General features: G+C 71.6%; 17 protein-coding genes. 8 read left to right on the plus strand and 9 right to left on the minus strand.

Annotated elements, in window-relative coordinates:
• Window positions 1-103: 103 nt before the first annotated feature.
• From IE277_RS11335 to IE277_RS11345, 3 genes are read left to right on the plus strand one after another with little or no spacing between them, the layout of a single operon-like run.
• Window positions 104-877: an SDR family oxidoreductase gene (locus IE277_RS11335; protein WP_189951177.1), complete on the plus strand. Its 774-nt coding sequence runs from the start codon at window positions 104-106 to the stop codon at window positions 875-877.
• The gene (locus IE277_RS11340) at window positions 874-2541 is read left to right on the plus strand and encodes a class I adenylate-forming enzyme family protein (RefSeq protein ID WP_189951180.1); all 1668 of its coding nucleotides are present in this window, start codon (window positions 874-876) and stop codon (window positions 2539-2541) included. The genes IE277_RS11335 and IE277_RS11340 overlap by 4 nt, the downstream gene beginning before the upstream one ends.
• Window positions 2542-2567: 26 nt before the next feature.
• A complete protein-coding gene (locus IE277_RS11345; RefSeq protein ID WP_189951182.1) occupies window positions 2568-3161 on the plus strand; it encodes a TetR/AcrR family transcriptional regulator in 594 nt (197 codons plus the stop codon).
• Between the two features lie 54 nt (window positions 3162-3215).
• On the opposite strand, the gene IE277_RS11350 is transcribed toward IE277_RS11345, so the two are convergent.
• From IE277_RS11350 to IE277_RS11370, 5 genes are all read right to left on the minus strand, one after another.
• Window positions 3216-4430: an acyl-CoA dehydrogenase gene (locus IE277_RS11350; RefSeq protein ID WP_189951184.1), complete on the minus strand. Its 1215-nt coding sequence runs from the start codon at window positions 4428-4430 to the stop codon at window positions 3216-3218.
• A 6-nt stretch (window positions 4431-4436) separates the two neighbouring features.
• Entirely contained in the window at window positions 4437-5468 is a 1032-nt protein-coding gene (locus IE277_RS11355) for a phosphotransferase family protein (RefSeq protein WP_189951186.1), read from the minus strand.
• Window positions 5469-5635: 167 nt separating this feature from the next.
• Window positions 5636-5935 (minus strand): hypothetical protein, encoded by a 300-nt coding sequence (locus IE277_RS11360; RefSeq protein WP_189951188.1) that lies wholly within the window; start codon window positions 5933-5935, stop codon window positions 5636-5638.
• A 115-nt stretch (window positions 5936-6050) separates the two neighbouring features.
• Window positions 6051-6566, minus strand: a complete 516-nt coding sequence (locus IE277_RS11365) for an NUDIX domain-containing protein (RefSeq protein ID WP_189951190.1) — start codon at window positions 6564-6566, stop codon at window positions 6051-6053.
• Window positions 6567-6628: 62 nt separating this feature from the next.
• Window positions 6629-7525: a DMT family transporter gene (locus IE277_RS11370; RefSeq protein ID WP_189951192.1), complete on the minus strand. Its 897-nt coding sequence runs from the start codon at window positions 7523-7525 to the stop codon at window positions 6629-6631.
• Window positions 7526-7855: 330 nt separating this feature from the next.
• On the opposite strand from IE277_RS11370, the gene IE277_RS11375 reads away from it, so the two are divergent.
• From IE277_RS11375 to IE277_RS11385, 3 genes are all read left to right on the plus strand, one after another.
• Window positions 7856-8833, plus strand: a complete 978-nt coding sequence (locus tag IE277_RS11375; RefSeq protein WP_189951194.1) for a hypothetical protein — start codon at window positions 7856-7858, stop codon at window positions 8831-8833.
• Window positions 8834-8962: 129 nt separating this feature from the next.
• The gene (locus IE277_RS11380; RefSeq protein ID WP_189951196.1) at window positions 8963-9691 is read left to right on the plus strand and encodes a molybdopterin-dependent oxidoreductase; all 729 of its coding nucleotides are present in this window, start codon (window positions 8963-8965) and stop codon (window positions 9689-9691) included.
• Window positions 9675-10301: a cytochrome b/b6 domain-containing protein gene (locus tag IE277_RS11385; RefSeq protein WP_189951198.1), complete on the plus strand. Its 627-nt coding sequence runs from the start codon at window positions 9675-9677 to the stop codon at window positions 10299-10301. Before IE277_RS11380 ends, IE277_RS11385 begins: the two co-directional genes overlap by 17 nt.
• A gap of 52 nt (window positions 10302-10353) precedes the next feature.
• On the opposite strand, the gene IE277_RS11390 is transcribed toward IE277_RS11385, so the two are convergent.
• Both IE277_RS11390 and IE277_RS11395 read right to left on the minus strand, forming a co-directional pair.
• Complete coding sequence (locus tag IE277_RS11390) at window positions 10354-11751, minus strand: GntT/GntP/DsdX family permease (protein ID WP_189951201.1); 1398 nt, start codon at window positions 11749-11751, stop codon at window positions 10354-10356.
• A gap of 48 nt (window positions 11752-11799) precedes the next feature.
• Window positions 11800-12318: a gluconokinase gene (locus tag IE277_RS11395; protein WP_189951203.1), complete on the minus strand. Its 519-nt coding sequence runs from the start codon at window positions 12316-12318 to the stop codon at window positions 11800-11802.
• 140 nt (window positions 12319-12458) lie between these two features.
• Between IE277_RS11395 and IE277_RS11400 the strand changes: the two genes are divergently transcribed.
• A complete protein-coding gene (locus tag IE277_RS11400) occupies window positions 12459-13160 on the plus strand; it encodes a FadR/GntR family transcriptional regulator (RefSeq protein WP_189951205.1) in 702 nt (233 codons plus the stop codon).
• A gap of 46 nt (window positions 13161-13206) precedes the next feature.
• Here IE277_RS11400 and IE277_RS11405 read toward each other — a convergent pair whose 3' ends face one another.
• Window positions 13207-13581 (minus strand): YchJ family protein, encoded by a 375-nt coding sequence (locus IE277_RS11405; RefSeq protein ID WP_189951208.1) that lies wholly within the window; start codon window positions 13579-13581, stop codon window positions 13207-13209.
• A gap of 91 nt (window positions 13582-13672) precedes the next feature.
• Between IE277_RS11405 and IE277_RS11410 the strand changes: the two genes are divergently transcribed.
• Window positions 13673-13984, plus strand: coding sequence for a dsRBD fold-containing protein (locus tag IE277_RS11410; RefSeq protein ID WP_189951209.1), 312 nt, complete (start codon window positions 13673-13675; stop codon window positions 13982-13984).
• A gap of 22 nt (window positions 13985-14006) precedes the next feature.
• Here IE277_RS11410 and polX read toward each other — a convergent pair whose 3' ends face one another.
• Entirely contained in the window at window positions 14007-15728 is a 1722-nt protein-coding gene (gene polX / locus IE277_RS11415) for a DNA polymerase/3'-5' exonuclease PolX (RefSeq protein WP_189951212.1), read from the minus strand.
• Window positions 15729-15735 lie beyond the last annotated feature (7 nt).

Raw genomic sequence — 15735 nt, forward strand, 5'->3', positions numbered from 1 at the left:
CTTAGGTTGGTGCAGGCACCCTTCCTTTTACACATACCGACTGGTTAGTCTGGGCCGGATCAGGGCCGGTGCGCGCCGTGCGAAGTCGTGTCGAAGGGGACCGATGGTGGAAGCCGTGCAGGATGCGGGAGTGGTGGTCACGGGGGCGGGCGGGGGGATCGGGGCCGCGCTGGCCCGGCGGTTCGCCGCCGAAGGGGCGCGGGTCGTCGTCAACGACCTGGACGCGGGCAAGGCGAAGGCGGTGGCCGAGGAGATCGGCGGGATCGCCGTGCCGGGTGACGCCTCCGCGATCGTCGGCGACGCCCGCGACGCGCTCGGCGGCACCGTCGACGTCTACTGCGCGAACGCCGGTGTCGCCTTCGAGGACACGGGCGCGGACGGGCCGCTCGACGAGAAGTCCTGGGCGCTGTCGTGGGACGTCAATGTCATGGCCCATGTCCGTGCCGCCCATGAGCTGCTCCCGGACTGGCTGGAGCGCGGCGCCGGGCGGTTCGTGGCCACCGTGTCGGCCGCCGGGCTGCTCACCATGATCGGCGCCCCCTCCTACAGCGTCACCAAGCACGGCGCCCACGCCTTCGCCGAGTGGCTGTCGCTGACGTACCGCCACCGGGGGCTGAAGGTGCACGCGATCTGTCCGCAGGGCGTGCGCACGGACATGCTGGCCGCGACCGGCAGCGCCGGTGACCTGGTGCTCCAGTCGACCGCGATCGAACCGGAGGATGTCGCCGACGCCCTGTTCCGGGGCATCGAGGAGGACCGCTTCCTGATCCTGCCGCATCCTGAGGTGGCCGAGTACTACCAGGCACGGGCCGCCGGACCGGACCGCTGGCTGAGCGGCATGAACCACATCCAGCGCACGTGGGAGGAGGGCAAGTGACCGGCTCCCGGTACGCGGCGCAGCCGTGGCTGGCCCTGTTCAGCGACTCCCAGCGCACGCCCGTCAGCCCCCTCGCCTCGCCCGTGCATGCCCTGCGCCGGGCGGTCGCCGACTCCCCGGACCGCACGTTCATCGCCTACTTCGACGCCCGCCTGAGCTATCGCGAGGTCGACGAGCTGAGCGACTCCATCGCCGGTCACCTGGCCGCCCGGGGTGTGGCACGCGGAGACCGGGTCGCCGTCCTGTTGCAGAACTCACCGCACTTCGTACTCGCCGCGCTCGGCGCGTGGAAGGCGGGCGCCACGGTCGTCCCGGTGAATCCGATGTACAAGTCGGCGGAGGTCCGTCATGTGCTGCGGGACGCCGAGGTGGCCGCACTGATCTGTGCCGACCGCGCCTGGGAGTCGTATCTGCGCGAGACGGCGGCCGACTCACCTGTGCGGATCGCTCTCACGGCCTGCGAGCTGGACTTCCAGACGCGCAACGACGCGCGCGTGCTCAGCTTCGAGCGCCTGCCCGGGGCCACCGACGCGGACGACCTGGTCGCCGTCGCCCGGGCGGGGCACCTGGCTCCCGAAGGCCGCGAGCCGGTCGCCTCCGACGTCGCCCTGATCAGCTACACCTCGGGCACCAGCGGCACCCCCAAGGGGGCCACCAACACGCACGGCAACATCATGCACAACGCCGAACAGCAGTGCACCGGGCTCGGTCTGCCCGAGGCGCCCGGCTACTTCGCGATGGCACCCATGTTCCACATCACCGGCATGGTCTGCCAGTTCGCCGCGTGTCTCAACAGCGCCGGCACGCTCGTGCTCGCCTATCGCTTCGAGGCGGGCGTGGTCCTCGACGCGTTCGCCGAGCACCGGCCGGTCTACACGGTCGGCCCGTCGACCGCCTTCATGGCGCTGGCCGCGCATCCGGCGGTCACCCGCGACCACTTCTCCTCGTTCCAGATCATCTTCTCGGGCGGCGCGCCCCTGCCGCCCGCCCTCGTGCTCAAGTTCCGGGACGACTTCGGGCCGTACATCCACAACGGATACGGACTCACCGAGTGCAGCGCGCCCTGCGCCTCCGTACCGCCGGGCTGGGAGGCGCCCGTCGACCCCGTCTCCGGGACGCTGGCCGTCGGGGTGCCGGTCCGTGGCGCGATCGTGCGCATCGTGGACGACGAGGGCGCGGAGGTGCCCTTCGGGGAGCAGGGCGAGATCGTCGTCAGCGGCCCGCAGGTCGTGCCCGGCTACTGGCGGCGCCCCGACGCCACCGCCGAGACCTTCCCCGAGGGGGAGCTGCGCACCGGCGACATCGGCTTCATGGACGCACAGGGCTGGCTGTATGTCGTCGACCGCAAGAAGGACATGATCAACGCGTCCGGCTTCAAGGTGTGGCCGCGCGAGGTCGAGGACGTGCTGTACACCCACCCGGCGGTGCGCGAGGCGGCTGTCGTGGGGGTCCCCGACGGCTATCGCGGCGAGACGGTGAAGGCGTATGTCAGTCTGCGTCCGGGTGCCGAGGCGGCCCCCGACGACCTCGCGGTCCACTGCAAGGAGAGACTGGCGGCCTACAAATACCCGCGCCAGGTGGAGATCCTGCCCGAACTGCCCAAGACGGCGAGTGGCAAGATCCTCCGTCGGGAACTGCGTTCCCGCGTGCAGGACGCTCGATAAGCATCACGGAAAGGCAGGTGGCGGCAGTGGCCAGGACGACGGAGGGGGACGGGGCACCCGTTCCGCAGCGGCTGCTGGCCGCCGCCACCCGGCTCTTCGCCGAGCAGGGGTACGACCGCACCTCCGTGCAGGAGATCGTGGAGGCGGCGGGTGTCACCAAGGGGGCGCTGTACCACTACTTCGGCTCCAAGGACGACCTCCTGCACGAGGTGTACGCGCGTGTGCTGCGCGTCCAGCAGGAGCGGCTCGACCACTTCTCCACCATGGACGCGCCGGTCGAGCAGCGGCTGCGGGGCGCGGCGGCGGACGTCGTCGTCACGACGATCGAGAACCTCGACGACGCGATGATCTTCTTCCGCTCGATGCACCATCTGAGCCCGGAGAAGAACAAGCAGGTCCGCGCCGAGCGCCGGCGCTATCACGAACAGTTCCGCGCGCTGATCGAGGAGGGCCAGCAGGAGGGCGTGTTCTCCACGGCCACCCCGGCCGATCTGGTGGTGGACTACCACTTCGGCTCCGTGCACCATCTGTCGACCTGGTACCGCCCCGACGGCCCGCTCACCCCGCAGCAGGTCGCCGACCACCTCGCCGACCTGCTGCTGCGGGCGCTGCGCCCCTGACCCGGCCGGTGTAAGGGGCGGCCCTCCGGAGGGCCGCCCCTTACGCATGGTCCCTTACAGGTACTTCTTCAGCTCCCGTCGCGCCAGCGACCGCTGGTGTACCTCGTCCGGCCCGTCGGCCAGCATCAGGGTCCGGGCGCTCGCGTACAGCTCGGCCAGCGGGAAGTCCTGGCTCACCCCGCCCGCGCCGTACAGCTGGATGGCCCGGTCCAGGATGCCGACCACCGCGCGCGGGGTCGCGATCTTGATGGCCTGGATCTCCGTGTGGGCGCCCTTGTTGCCGACGGTGTCCATCAGCCAGGCCGTCTTCAGCACCAGCAGCCGCAGCTGCTCGACGGTGACCCGCGCGTCGGCGATCCAGTTCTGGACCACTCCCTGCTGGGCCAGCGCCTTGCCGAAGGCGGTACGGTCCACGGCCCGGCGGCACATCAGCTCGATCGCCCGCTCGGCCATGCCGATCAGCCGCATGCAGTGGTGGATCCGGCCGGGGCCGAGCCGGGCCTGGGCGATGGCGAAGCCGCCGCCCTCCTCGCCGATGAGGTTCGTGACCGGCACGCGCGCGTGGTCGAAGATCACCTCGGCGTGGCCGCCGTGCGAGTGGTCCTCGTAACCGAAGACCTGCATGGCGCGCTTGACGGTGACGCCCGGTGTGTCGCGCGGCACCAGGACCATCGACTGCTGGCGGCGGATGTCGGCGCCGTCCGGGTCGGTCTTGCCCATCACGATGAAGATCCTGCAGTCCGGGTTCATCGCGCCGGAGATGTACCACTTCCGGCCGGTGATGACGTACTCGTCGCCGTCCCGCTCGATGCGGGTGGTGATGTTGGTGGCGTCCGAGGAGGCCACCTCGGGCTCGGTCATCGCGAACGCCGAGCGGATCTCACCGGCCAGCAGCGGCTCCAGCCACTGCTTCTTCTGCTGCTCGTTGCCGAACTGCGCCAGCACCTCCATGTTGCCGGTGTCGGGCGCGGCGCAGTTCGTCGCGGTGGGCGCGAGATGCGGGGAGCGGCCGGTGATCTCGGCGAGCGGCGCGTACTGGAGGTTGGTCAGCCCGGCGCCGTACTCGCCGTCGGGGAGGAAGAGATTCCACAGGCCCTGCCGGCGCGCCTCGGCCTTCAGCTCCTCGACCACGGCCGGGGTGTCCCACGGGGAGGCCAGCCGCGCCCGCTGCTCCTCGGCGACCGGCTCGGCGGGGTGGACGTACTCGTCCATGAAGGCGAGCAGCTTGGTACGCAGCTCCTCGGTGCGCGCGTCGAACGCGAAGTCCATGTCCGGTCAGCCTTCCTGAAGAGTGGTCAGTCCGTGGTCGATGAAGACGGGCACGAGCTCGCCGATCCGGTCGAAGCCGCGCCCGACCGTCTGGCCCTGCGTGTAGCGGTAGTGGATGCCCTCCAGGATCACGGCGAGCTTGAACCAGGCGAACGCCGTGTACCAGGAGACGGCGGACACGTCGCGCCCCGAGCGCGCGGCGTACCGCTCGATCAGCTCCTCGGGGGAGGGATGCCCGGCCGCCGTGGCGGTCGTGGAGATGGGGGAGTCGGGCAGCTCCAGCGGGCGGCTGTACATCACCAGCAGGCCCAGGTCGGTCAGCGGGTCCCCGAGGGTGGACATCTCCCAGTCGAGGATCGCCTTGATCTCGTCGTCCTCCCCGATCAGGACGTTGTCGAGCCGGTAGTCGCCGTGTACGACGGCCGGGGCGGGGGAGGCGGGCAGGGACCGGCCCAGGGCCGCGTGCAGCTCGTCGATGCCGGCCAGCTCGCGGTTGCGGGAGGCGTCCAGCTGCTTGCCCCAGCGGCGCAGCTGCCGGTCCAGGAAGCCCTCGGGGCGTCCGAAGTCCGCGAGGCCCACCTCGGCGGGGTCCACCGCGTGCAGCTCGACCAGCGTGTCCACCAGGGACAGCACCGCGTTCCGGGTGCGCTCGGCGCCCAGCGGGGCGAGCTGCTCCGCGGTGCGGTACGGGGTGCCCTCGACGAACTCCATGACGTAGAACGGCGCCCCCAGCACCTGGGCGGCCTCGGGGTTCTCGCACAGCAGCACCGGGCGCGGGACCGGCACCCCGGTCGGGTGCAGGGCGCTGATCACGCGGTGCTCGCGCTTCATGTCGTGCGCGGTGGCCAGGACATGGCCGAGCGGGGGCCGCCGCACGACCCATTTCGAGGTGCCGTCGCAGAGCGCGTAGGTGAGGTTCGACCGTCCGCCCTCGATCAGCCGGCCGGTCAGCGGGCCGGTGACGAGACCGGGGCGCTCGCGGTCGAGCAGGGCGCGCAGCCGGTCCAGGTCGAGTCCGGGCGGGTGGTCGACGCTCATACGGCACTCCTACGAACGGGTGAACAGGACCCGTTCATGATGCCGACCGGTCGGTATGCCGTCCAGTGTGCAAGCCGGACACAAGGCCGAACGTGATCGGGGCCACGATAGGCCGACGGCTGCCCGCCGCGCCGCCCCGGGCGCCGCCGGCCCTGTTCCCGCTGGGGTCAGTGGTCGTCCCAGTGGCCGTCGTGCTCGGCGTGCCGGTGCCCGTCGTGCAGATAGTCGACGTGGTCGCCGTGCCGCACCTGGGCGTGTCCGCACTCGTCGTAGTGCACATGCTCGTGGTCCTGGTGGACGGTGTGCCCGGCGGGCTCGCACTCGTCCCAGTGGCCGTCGTGCTCGCGGTGCAGATGCCCGTCGTGCGCGTAGTCCAGATGGTCGCCGTGCCGCACGGCGTCGTGCCCGCAGCCGGGACCGTGGCTGTGTGTGCCGTGCGCGGTGTGTTCCTGGTGAAGCGTGGTCATGGTGCTCACCTTCGGGGGGTACGGGGGTCTGACGGCCGAAAGGCTACGCGTGAAATCGTATATATCCGTGCATACCACTCGCGTGGCGTACGAGTACCCCGGACGTCACGGCGCCTCAGCGGCCGTCGCGGAACGCCCTCAGCCGGTGGTACGCCGCGAGCCCGTCCGGCACCCACTCCCATGTGCCGAGGCGCCGCTCGACCTCCTCCTCGGACAGGAAGTCGTGCCACTGGACCTCCTCCGCCTGGGGCTGTACGGGCAGCTCGCAGCGCACCTCGTACACCGCGGACCACCAGCTGCGTCCGGCCCCGTCGTCGTACAGGAACGTGAAGCGGAACTCCGGCTGGGGCAGGCCGCTCACGCCCAGCTCCTCCTCGGCCTCCCGCAGCGCCGCCTCGTCGTAGGACTCGCCCGCCCCGACGACCCCGCCGACGAACATGTCGTACAGGGCCGGGAAGACCAGTTTGGTGGCCGTGCGCCGGTGCACGAAGAGCCGGCCGGCCGCGTCCCGGGCCTGGACGAACACGCAGCGGTGGCGCAGTCCGCGGGCGTACACCTCGCCCCGCGGGTACTGGGCGACGACCTGGTCGTTCTCGTCGACGACGTCGAGGATCTCGTCAGCAGGGTTCATGCCCCCATCCAAGCAGGGCCGCCCTCCGGGGCAGGGGCACCTTCCGGCCCGGGGCCGGCGGCTCAGCGGCGCTGGAGGTCGCGGGCGGTGGGCTCCGACTCGGCCGTGCCGCACGGCATCGCCGGGTGCAGTCCGAGCAGCACGATGCCCGCGACCACGGCCGCGAGTCCGGCCGCCTCCCAGGCCAGCGCCCCGGTGTCGGTGCGCAGCCGGTCGCCGAGGAAACCGACGCCGCACAGGATCCCGGCGAGCGGCTCGGCGGCGGTGAGCGCCGGCAGCGACATACGCAGCGGGGCGGTCTCGAAGGCGCTCTGCACCAGGACCAGCCCGGTGACCCCGCACGCCAGCACGCCGTAGGGCTGCCAGCTGGTGAACAGCTCGGTGAAGCCGCCCTCGGCGAACCGGATGCCGCTCACCCGGGTCAGCGCGTCCTGCACGCCGTAGAGCAGCCCGGCCGCGGTGGCCAGCAGCACCGGGCCCCAGCTCAGCCGGGAGCGCTTGCCGTACGTCGTGAGCACCAGGGCCGCGCCGACCATGGCGCCGATGATCAGCCAGTGCCGCAGCGGATCGGATACGGCGTGCCCGGCGCGGGGTTCGCCCGCCGTGATGAAGGCGCTCACCCCGCCCGCGAGCAGCAGCAGCCCCGCCCAGCCCTGGCGGCCCAGGGGCTGCTTGGTCCGGTACCGGGACAGGGCGAGCGCGAACAGCAGATTGGTCGCGAGCAGCGGCTCGACCAGCGAGATCTCGCCCTTGCCTAGGGCGATCGCGCCGAGCACCATGCCGGCCACCATCAGCGCGAGCCCGCCCAGCCAGCGCGGCACCCGCATCAGGTCCAGCAGCAGCCGGAAGGACAGGAAGTCGCTGAGCGGTGCCTGCTGCGCGGCGTCCTGCTGGAGCACGAACCCGAAGCCCAGACAGCAGGCCGCGCTCACGGCGAGAAGGAGAACCAGAACGGACACGCTGCGTACCTCGATCATCCGGCCGGACCACGGGCGCGTAGTGGCCGACTGTAGCGCTCCCGGGTCCACATTGACCCGGAAGTACGCGGAACAGGGCAGTTGACCCGCCATGCTCCGTGGCCCGGCCGCCCGGCGCCATGGTGTACGCCACACAGGGCCGTCGGGCACCCCCGCTCCCGCGCCGGTCCACCTGCGCGGAGTTCCCCAAAGTCCCTATGGAGCACGGTAGTTGAACCCAGCATCAGCCTTGTTCGGCTTGACGCAAACCTTGGCTGAGGGTTTGCTGTGCGTGATCGGTCGATGGCAGCCCGAGAAACAGGAAGTTCCGCGGTGCCCCCACTCACACCCCTGCTCGGCGCGCGTCCTGCCGCCCCGGACCGGTCCGGCGGCACCGCCCGGGACGACTCCGGCGCCTTCGACGACGCCCTCGACGACAGCGAACTGCGCACCGCGCGCGCCGCGTTGGCCCAGGGCCGACGGCAGGCCGCCCGCTCCCTGCTGCTGCACACGGGCGACGACTGGGACCGCCGCGACCACCGTCTCACCGCGCTCGCCCGCGAGCCGTACGCCGCGGCCTGGGCGAGTGACTGGCTGCAGGCCGAACCCGGCTCCGCCGACGCCGCCGCGCTGTACGCCCTCGCCCAGGTGCAGCGCGCGCTGCGCGGCAAGGAGGCACCCGACCTGGCCCGCGCGGCCTGCGCCGACGCCGCCGCGCTCGCCCCCGCCGACCCCACCCCCTGGCTCGGCCTGCTGCTGCTCGCCCGCACCCTCGGCCCGGAGCGCGAGGTGCTCGGCGCCTTCGCCGAACTGCGCCGCCGCCACCCCGAACACCACCACGCCCACCATCTGCTCCTCGCCCGCCTCGCCGAGCGGCCCGCCGGCGGCCGGGCGGCCGAGGACCACGAGGTGTACGACCTCGCCGAGCGGGCCGCCGCCGAGGCCCCGGCCGACTCGCCTCTCGCCGTGCTGCCGGTCGTCGCCTTCGCCGAGCGCTACCGGGTCCTCGCCGCCACCGGCCTCGCCGCCGCCGACCCCGTCGCCTCCGGCCACTGGTCCGGCCCGCGGGCCCGGCGGATCCTGCGCGCCGGCTTCGACTGGTGGCTGGAGTGGGAGCACGACGAACACCCCCGGCGCCACATCGACCTCAATCACCTCGCCTTCGCCCTGTACTGCGCCGGGCGCCCGGCCGAGGCCGCGCCCCTGTTCCAGCGCATCGGCCGGCACACCACCCCGGCCCCCTGGTGCTATGCGCACCGCGACCCCCGCGCGGCCTTCCGGGCGGCCCGCACCCACGCGCTCGGGCATTGAACGGCCGGGCCCGCGCATCCGTATGCATCCGCATGAAGGTCCGAGACCGGCGTAGGAAGTGATGACGGAAGTCTGACGGAAGGCCGGATCCCCTGGCCCCACGGGGCCCCGAGTGCTCGAATTGATTGCGTGAACTCTGAACAATCCGAGGACCACGACGGCAGGCCCATCGGCCGCCGCGTCTTCCTCGGCACCCTCGGCCTGGGGGCGCTCGGCGTCGTCGCCGCGCCCACGCTCCAACGCGGCCTGGAGGGCTTCCTCGGCGCCGTCGCCGGCAACGACCCCACTGGCCTGACCGGACTGCTGCCCAACGGCGGCGGCTTCCGCTACTACTCCGTCGCCGCGTCGGTGCCGCACAAGGACGCCACGGACTACCAGCTGAAGATCGACGGCCTGGTCGACCACCCGCGCACCTACACCCTCGCCGACCTGCGCGCCCTGCCGCAGACCCGGCTGGTCAAGGACGTCCAGTGCGTCACCGGCTGGCGGGTGCCCGGCACCCCCTTCGAGGGCGTACGCCTGTCCCGCCTGCTGGACGCGGCCGGAGTGCGCGACACCGCGAAGGCGATCCGCTTCACCTGCTTCGACGGCACCTACAGCGAGAGCCTCACCCTCGACCAGGCCCGCCGCCCGGACATCCTGGTGGCCCTGCGGATGCAGAACAAGGACATCGGCCACGACCACGGCGGCCCGGTCCGCCTCTATGTCGCCCCCATGTACTTCTACAAGTCCGCCAAGTGGCTCTCCGGGATCACGGTCACCGACCGGGTCCAGCCCGGCTACTGGGAGAACCTCGGCTACGACGTCGACGCCTGGGTCGGCAAGTCGAACGGACGGACCGATGTCCCTACAAGCTGACACCCCCGCCCCGCCGGCCGCCCGCGTCCACCGCTTCAGCCGGGCCGAACGCTGGGTGCACCGCACCACGGCCGCGCTGATGGGCCTCTGCGTGGCCACGGCGGCCGTCCTCTACATCCCCCAGCTGGCGATCATGGTCGGTCGCCGGGAACTGGTCGTCCGCGTCCACGAGTGCGCCGGGCTCGCCCTGCCCGTCCCCGTCCTGCTGGGCCTCGCCTCCCGCGCCTTCCGCGCCGACCTGCGCTTCCTCAACCGCTTCGGCCCGCACGACCGGACCTGGCTGTGGGCGGCGGTCAGCCGGGACAAGCGCCGCTCCTCCCGCCCGGCCGGCAAGTTCAACGCCGGCCAGAAGGTCTATGCCGCCTGGATCGCCGGCGCCACGCTCGTCATGCTCGGCACCGGCCTGATGATGTGGTTCACCCACCTCACCCCGCTGATGTGGCGCACCTCGGCGACGTTCGTCCACGACTGGCTCGCCCTCACCATCGGCGTGGTCCTGGCCGGCCACATCGGGATGGCTCTCGGCGACCCGGAGGCGCGAAGAGGTCTGCGCACGGGGCGGGTGAGCCAGGAGTGGGCGAAGCGGGAACACCCGCTGTGGCGTCCCTGATCACGGTCGGCACGGGCCCGGGGACGGGCACCGGCAGCTCCGTCACCGGCGGCTATATGACCAGGGACAGCAGCAGGACCAGGCCGCCGGCGACCACCGAGATGATCGTCTCCATCGCCGACCAGGTCTTGACGGTCTGACCGACGCTCAGCCCGAAGTACTCCTTCACCAGCCAGAAACCGGCGTCGTTGACATGGCTGAAGAAGAGCGAGCCGGCGCCGATGGCGAGGACGAGCAGGGCGGTGTGGGTGGTCGACATGTCGGCCGCGAGCGGTGCGACCAGGCCCGCCGCCGAGACCGTCGCCACCGTCGCCGAGCCGGTGGCCAGCCGGATCGCGACCGCGATCAACCAGGCCAGCAGCAGCGCCGGGATCGACCAGCTCTTGGAGACGTCCAGGATCATCTGGCCCACACCGCAGTCGATCAACGTCTGCTTGAAGCCACCGCCCGCGCCGACGATCAGCAGGATGCCGGCGATGGGCATCAGGCCCTTCTCGACGGTCCGCTGAAGCCGGTCCTTGGTGAAGCCGGCGGGCCGGCCCAGCGTGAAGAAGCCGGTGATCACGGCGGCGAGCAGGGCGATCAGCGGGGAGCCGATCACATCGAAGACCCGCTGGATCCGGTCGGCGGGGTCGTCGACGACGATGTCCACCAGCGCCTTGGCCAGCATCAGCACCACCGGCAGCAGCACGGTGGCGAGCGTCGCCCCGAAGCCCGGACGCTGCTCCAGCTCGTCCGAGGCACGCTGCGGCAGCATCCGGTCGGGCGCCGGGACGTCCACCCAGCGGGCGGCGACCTTCGAGAACAGCGGACCGGCGATGACCACCGTCGGTACGGCGACCAGGATGCCGAGCGCCAGCGTCACGCCCAGGTCGGCCCTGACCGCGTCGATCGCGACCAGCGGGCCGGGGTGCGGCGGGATCAGACCGTGCATCACGGACAGGCCGGCCAGTGCCGGGATCCCGATGCGCATCAGGGAGTAGTTGCCGCGCCTGGCGACCATCAGCACGACCGGGATCAGCAGCACGATGCCGACCTCGAAGAACAGCGGCAGACCGATCACCGAGGCGATCAGCACCATCGCCCAGGGCATCGCGCGACCCCCTGCCTTGGCGAGGATCGTGTCGACGATCTGGTCCGCGCCGCCGGAGTCGGCGAGCAGCTTGCCCAGGATCGCCCCGAGCGCGATCAGGACGCCGACGCCGGCCACCGTGGCGCCGAGCCCGGTGGTGAAGCTGGTGATCGCCTTGTCGAGCGGTGCCCCGGCGGCCGCCCCGAGCGCCAGTGACCCGACGGTCAGCGCCAGGAAGGCATGGAGCTTGAACTCCGTGATGAGCAGGACGATCACGGCGATGCCCACCAGGACGGCGATGCCCAGCTGGGCGTGTCCGGCGGAGGTGATCGGGGCAGGCGCGTCCGCTGCCAGCATCTCGACGCTGAGTCTGGTCACGGTGGTTCCCTTGCGGTGTACGGGGACGAGGGGGAGGGGGAGTGCGTACTACTCGGTGGTGTCGGGAAGCGCCTCAAGTGCCTTCACGGCGCGCTCGGCGATCTCCTCGGGGCCGCCGCTGATGTCCACGGCGACTCCCGCCTCGTCCGGCTCCAGGGGCTGGAGCGTGGCGAGCTGGGAGTCCAGCAGCGCGGTCGGCATGAAGTGCCCCCGCCGCTGTGTCATCCGGTCCTCGATGAGTTTCCGGTCGCCCGTGAGGTGCACGAACACGATTCCGGGAGCCGCCGCCCTGAGCCGGTCGCGGTACGACCGCTTCAGCGCCGAGCTGCTGACCACCCCGCCCAGTCCGGCTCGCCCGTGCGCCCACTGACCGATGGCGTCCAGCCACGGCCGGCGGTCACTGTCGTCGAGCGGGACGCCGGCCGACATCTTGTCGATGTTGGCCCGCGGGTGGAAGTCGTCGCCCTCGGCGTACGGGACGCCCAGCCGCGCGGCGAGCAGGGGACCGATCGTGGTCTTGCCCGTCCCCGCGACGCCCATCACGACGACGACCTGGGGGGTTCGCATGACTGCCTCGCTGTCTTCCTCGACATCCGACGCCACATCGACGTCGCCACACTGAAACCCATTAGGTACGACTAATTCAAGAGAGTGTGATGTATAAGTCTGACTTTTGCCCTCGGTGATCCACACCGTACGCTGAGTGCATGACCACACCGGGCAGGGGGCTGCACGGCCGTGTACTGGACACCCTCGGCCCCGCGATCACCGCGGGCGAGTACCCGCCGGGCAGCGTGCTGCGCACCGACGAACTCGCACAGCACTTCGCCGTGTCGCGCTCCGTGATGCGCGAGGCGGTCCGGGTGCTGGAGTCCATGCACCTGGTCGAGTCCCGCCGCCGGGTGGGCGTCACCGTCCGCCCCGAGGCCGAGTGGAACGTCTACGACCCGCAGGTCATCCGCTGGCGCCTCGCGGGCGCCGACCGCCCGCGGCAACTGCGCTCGCTGACCGTGCTGCGCTCGGCGGTCGAACCGGTCGCCGCCCGCCTCGCCGCCACCCACGCGACGGCCGGGCAATGCGCCGAACTCACCGAGTGCGCCCTCGGCATGGTGGCCAACTCACGCGGCCACAGGCTGGAGGACTATCTGACCCACGACGTGGCCTTCCACCGTGTCATCCTCACCGCCTCCGGCAACGAGATGTTCGCCCGCCTCGGCGATGTCGTCGCCGAGGTCCTGGCCGGCCGCACCCATCACGAGGTCATGTTCGAGGACCCCGACCCGGCCGCGGTCACCCTGCATGTACGGGTCGCGGAGGCGGTCCGCGAGGGCGACGCGCGCCGCGCCGAACAGCTGACCAGGGAGATCACCATGGGCGCCCTGCAGGAACTGGACATCCTGGCGCCCTGATCGGCCAACGCGGCGTACCCGGTGTGTGCGACGTACCGGGCGAACGTCAGTCGAGGAAGTCGCCGTCCACGTACACCCACGCCCCGTCCACCCGCTCGAAGCGGCTGCGCTCATGCAGTGAACCGCCCCGGTAGGAGGCGCGGAAGGTCACCGTGCCCGCCGTGTGGAAGGCGGATCCGTCCGTGGTGCCGAGGATCTCCAGCCCCGTCCACCGCATCCGCGGGTCGAGGTCCAGCCGCTCGGGCCTGGTCCGCGGATGCCAGGTCCGCAGGAGATATCCGGCGTCCCCCGTCACGAACGCGCTGTAGCGCGAGCGCATCAGCAGCTCGGCGGTCGGCGCGGCGCCCGGTCCCGTGTGGAAGCGGCCGCAGCAGGCGTCGTAGGACTCGGGGCGTCCGCAGGGGCAGGTGCGCGAGGTCATGCCCCACATTCTGCCCGCACCAGGGGAGGCGTCCGGCCCGCGCGGGATGCACAGTGGAAGAGCAGCGCAGCGCAGTGAGGAGTGACGGATCATGACCCGACCCACGACCAGCCGTCCTCCGGCCGTCAAGGAGTGGCGGCTGAACCTGTACCTCTCCGAGCACGACCCGGACACCACCGCCCGGATCGTCCTCGACACCGGCGACAACGTCCTGGAGAGCTGCGCCGAGGCCCGCCGCAGCCCGTACGACCCCGATGTACCGGAGATCGGCGACGAACTCGCGGCCGGACGTGCCCTGATCGCCATGGGCCGGGTCCTGCTGCGGGCCGCCGACGGGGACATGAAGGCCGTGGGATCGAACGAGACGGACGACCCCTCGCCGCTCTGGATGGACCGGGAGTGACATCCCTCACCTGCGACGCCCCTCATCGCCCCTTGCGCAGGAACCGGCGCAGCCGGGTCAGCGGCCAGGTGTTGATCACGTCGTCCGGGGTGAGCCAGCCGCGCTGCGCGATGCCGACGCCGTAGCGCAGATACGCCAGGTGCGGCACGGCATGGGCGTCGGTGTTCACGGCGAACCGCACACCGTGCTCCCTGGCCCGCAGGATGTCCTCGTCGCCCAGGTCGAGACGGTCCGGCTGGGCGTTGACCTCCAGCGCGGTACCGGTGCGCGCGCACGCCGCGAACACCGCGTCCCAGTCGGCGTCGACCCCCTGCCGCCTGCCGATCAGCCGGGTCGTCGGGTGCCCGAGGATGCTGACGTACGGGTTCTCGCAGGCCCGCACCAGCCGCCGGGTCATCGCCGCCCGGCCCAGGTCGAAGTGCGAGTGCAGGGAGGCCACGCACAGATCGAAGCCGGCCAGGAACTCCGCCGGCCAGTCCACCTCGCCGTCCGGGCCGATGTTGAGTTCCGTGCCGTGCAGCAACCGCATCCTGCGCCGGGTGCCGTCCAGCTCCCGCAGCCGCTCGCGCTGGGCGAGGATCTTCTCGTCGGTCATGCGCTGCATGGACAGACCGGGCGCGTGGTCCGTCACCGCGTAGTACCTGTACCCGCGCTGCGCGGCCGCCTCCACCATCTCCTCCAGCGGTGCGAGGCCGTCGGTGAGGTCGGTATGGGTGTGCAGGTCACCCCGGATGTCCTTGTCGGTCACCACCTCGGGCAGTTCGCCGTGCAGGGCCGCCTCGATCTCGCCCCGGTCCTCCCGCAGCGTCGGCGCGATCCACGGCAGCCCGAGCCGGGCATAGACCTCCTCCTCGGTGCGGGAGGCCAGCGACCGACCGCTCTCGGTGTCGAACAGGCCGTACTCGGAGAGCTTCAGCCCCTGGTGCACGGCGATGGTGCGGGTACGGATGTTGTGCGCCTTCGCCCCGGTGAAGTACTGCATCGCGGCACCCCACGACTGAGGCGGCACCACTCGCAGATCCACCTGGAGCCCCTTCGCGGTGCGCACCGACGTCTTCTTCGTGCCCCGCGCGATGACCTCCGCGGTGGCCGGCAGCTCGCTGAGCGCCGCCATGAACGCGTCCGACCGCTGCGCCGCGACCAGCACATCCAGATCCCCGACGGTCTCCCGCATCCGGCGCAGCGAACCCGCGTAGGCGCAGCGCCGGCAGCCGGTCACCCGGGACAGCTCGGCGACGATCTCCTCGGCGGTGTCCAGGGCCACGGACAGCGGCACCCGGCCGCCCGCCCGCCGCAGCAGCTCGATGCCGTGCCGGATGTTCTCCTGGGTCTTCTCGCCGAAGCCCTTCAGATCGGCCAGCGCGTCCGCCTCGATCGCCGCCGCCAGCTGGCTCACCGACGCGATGCGCAGATCCTCGTAGAGCCGCAGCGCCTTCTTCGGGCCCAGCCCGGGAATGGCGATCAGCTCCCGGACCCCGGCGGGGATCTTCGCCCGGCGCTCCTCTACCACCGTCATCTTCCCCGTACGCAGATACTCGGTCACCTTGTCGGCGATCGACCGCCCCACGTTCGGGATCTCCCTGAGGCCGGCCGCGTCCAGCGTGGCGATGTCGGCCGGATACCCGCCGATGGCACGCGCGGCCTTCTCGTAGGCGCGCGCCTTGAAGGCGTCGCCTCCCGTGATCGCGACGAGGTCCGCGTACTCCTGCAGGAGCGCCTGGACCTCGTCATTGGGCCGGGCCACCCCTCCA

This window comes from Streptomyces alanosinicus, assembly GCF_014650595.1.
GTDB lineage: Bacteria > Actinomycetota > Actinomycetes > Streptomycetales > Streptomycetaceae > Streptomyces > Streptomyces alanosinicus.

Coding starts and splice junctions, on each gene's coding strand:
- IE277_RS11335 (WP_189951177.1), top strand. CDS start 104: ATGGTGGAAGCCGTGCAGGATGCGGGAGTGGTGGTCACGGGGGCGGGC.
- IE277_RS11350 (WP_189951184.1), bottom strand. CDS start 4,430: ATGGACTTCGCGTTCGACGCGCGCACCGAGGAGCTGCGTACCAAGCTG.
- IE277_RS11355 (WP_189951186.1), bottom strand. CDS start 5,468: ATGAGCGTCGACCACCCGCCCGGACTCGACCTGGACCGGCTGCGCGCC.
- IE277_RS11360 (WP_189951188.1), bottom strand. CDS start 5,935: ATGACCACGCTTCACCAGGAACACACCGCGCACGGCACACACAGCCAC.
- IE277_RS11365 (WP_189951190.1), bottom strand. CDS start 6,566: ATGAACCCTGCTGACGAGATCCTCGACGTCGTCGACGAGAACGACCAG.
- IE277_RS11385 (WP_189951198.1), top strand. CDS start 9,675: ATGTCCCTACAAGCTGACACCCCCGCCCCGCCGGCCGCCCGCGTCCAC.
- IE277_RS11395 (WP_189951203.1), bottom strand. CDS start 12,318: ATGCGAACCCCCCAGGTCGTCGTCGTGATGGGCGTCGCGGGGACGGGC.
- IE277_RS11400 (WP_189951205.1), top strand. CDS start 12,459: ATGACCACACCGGGCAGGGGGCTGCACGGCCGTGTACTGGACACCCTC.
- IE277_RS11405 (WP_189951208.1), bottom strand. CDS start 13,581: ATGACCTCGCGCACCTGCCCCTGCGGACGCCCCGAGTCCTACGACGCC.
- IE277_RS11410 (WP_189951209.1), top strand. CDS start 13,673: ATGACCCGACCCACGACCAGCCGTCCTCCGGCCGTCAAGGAGTGGCGG.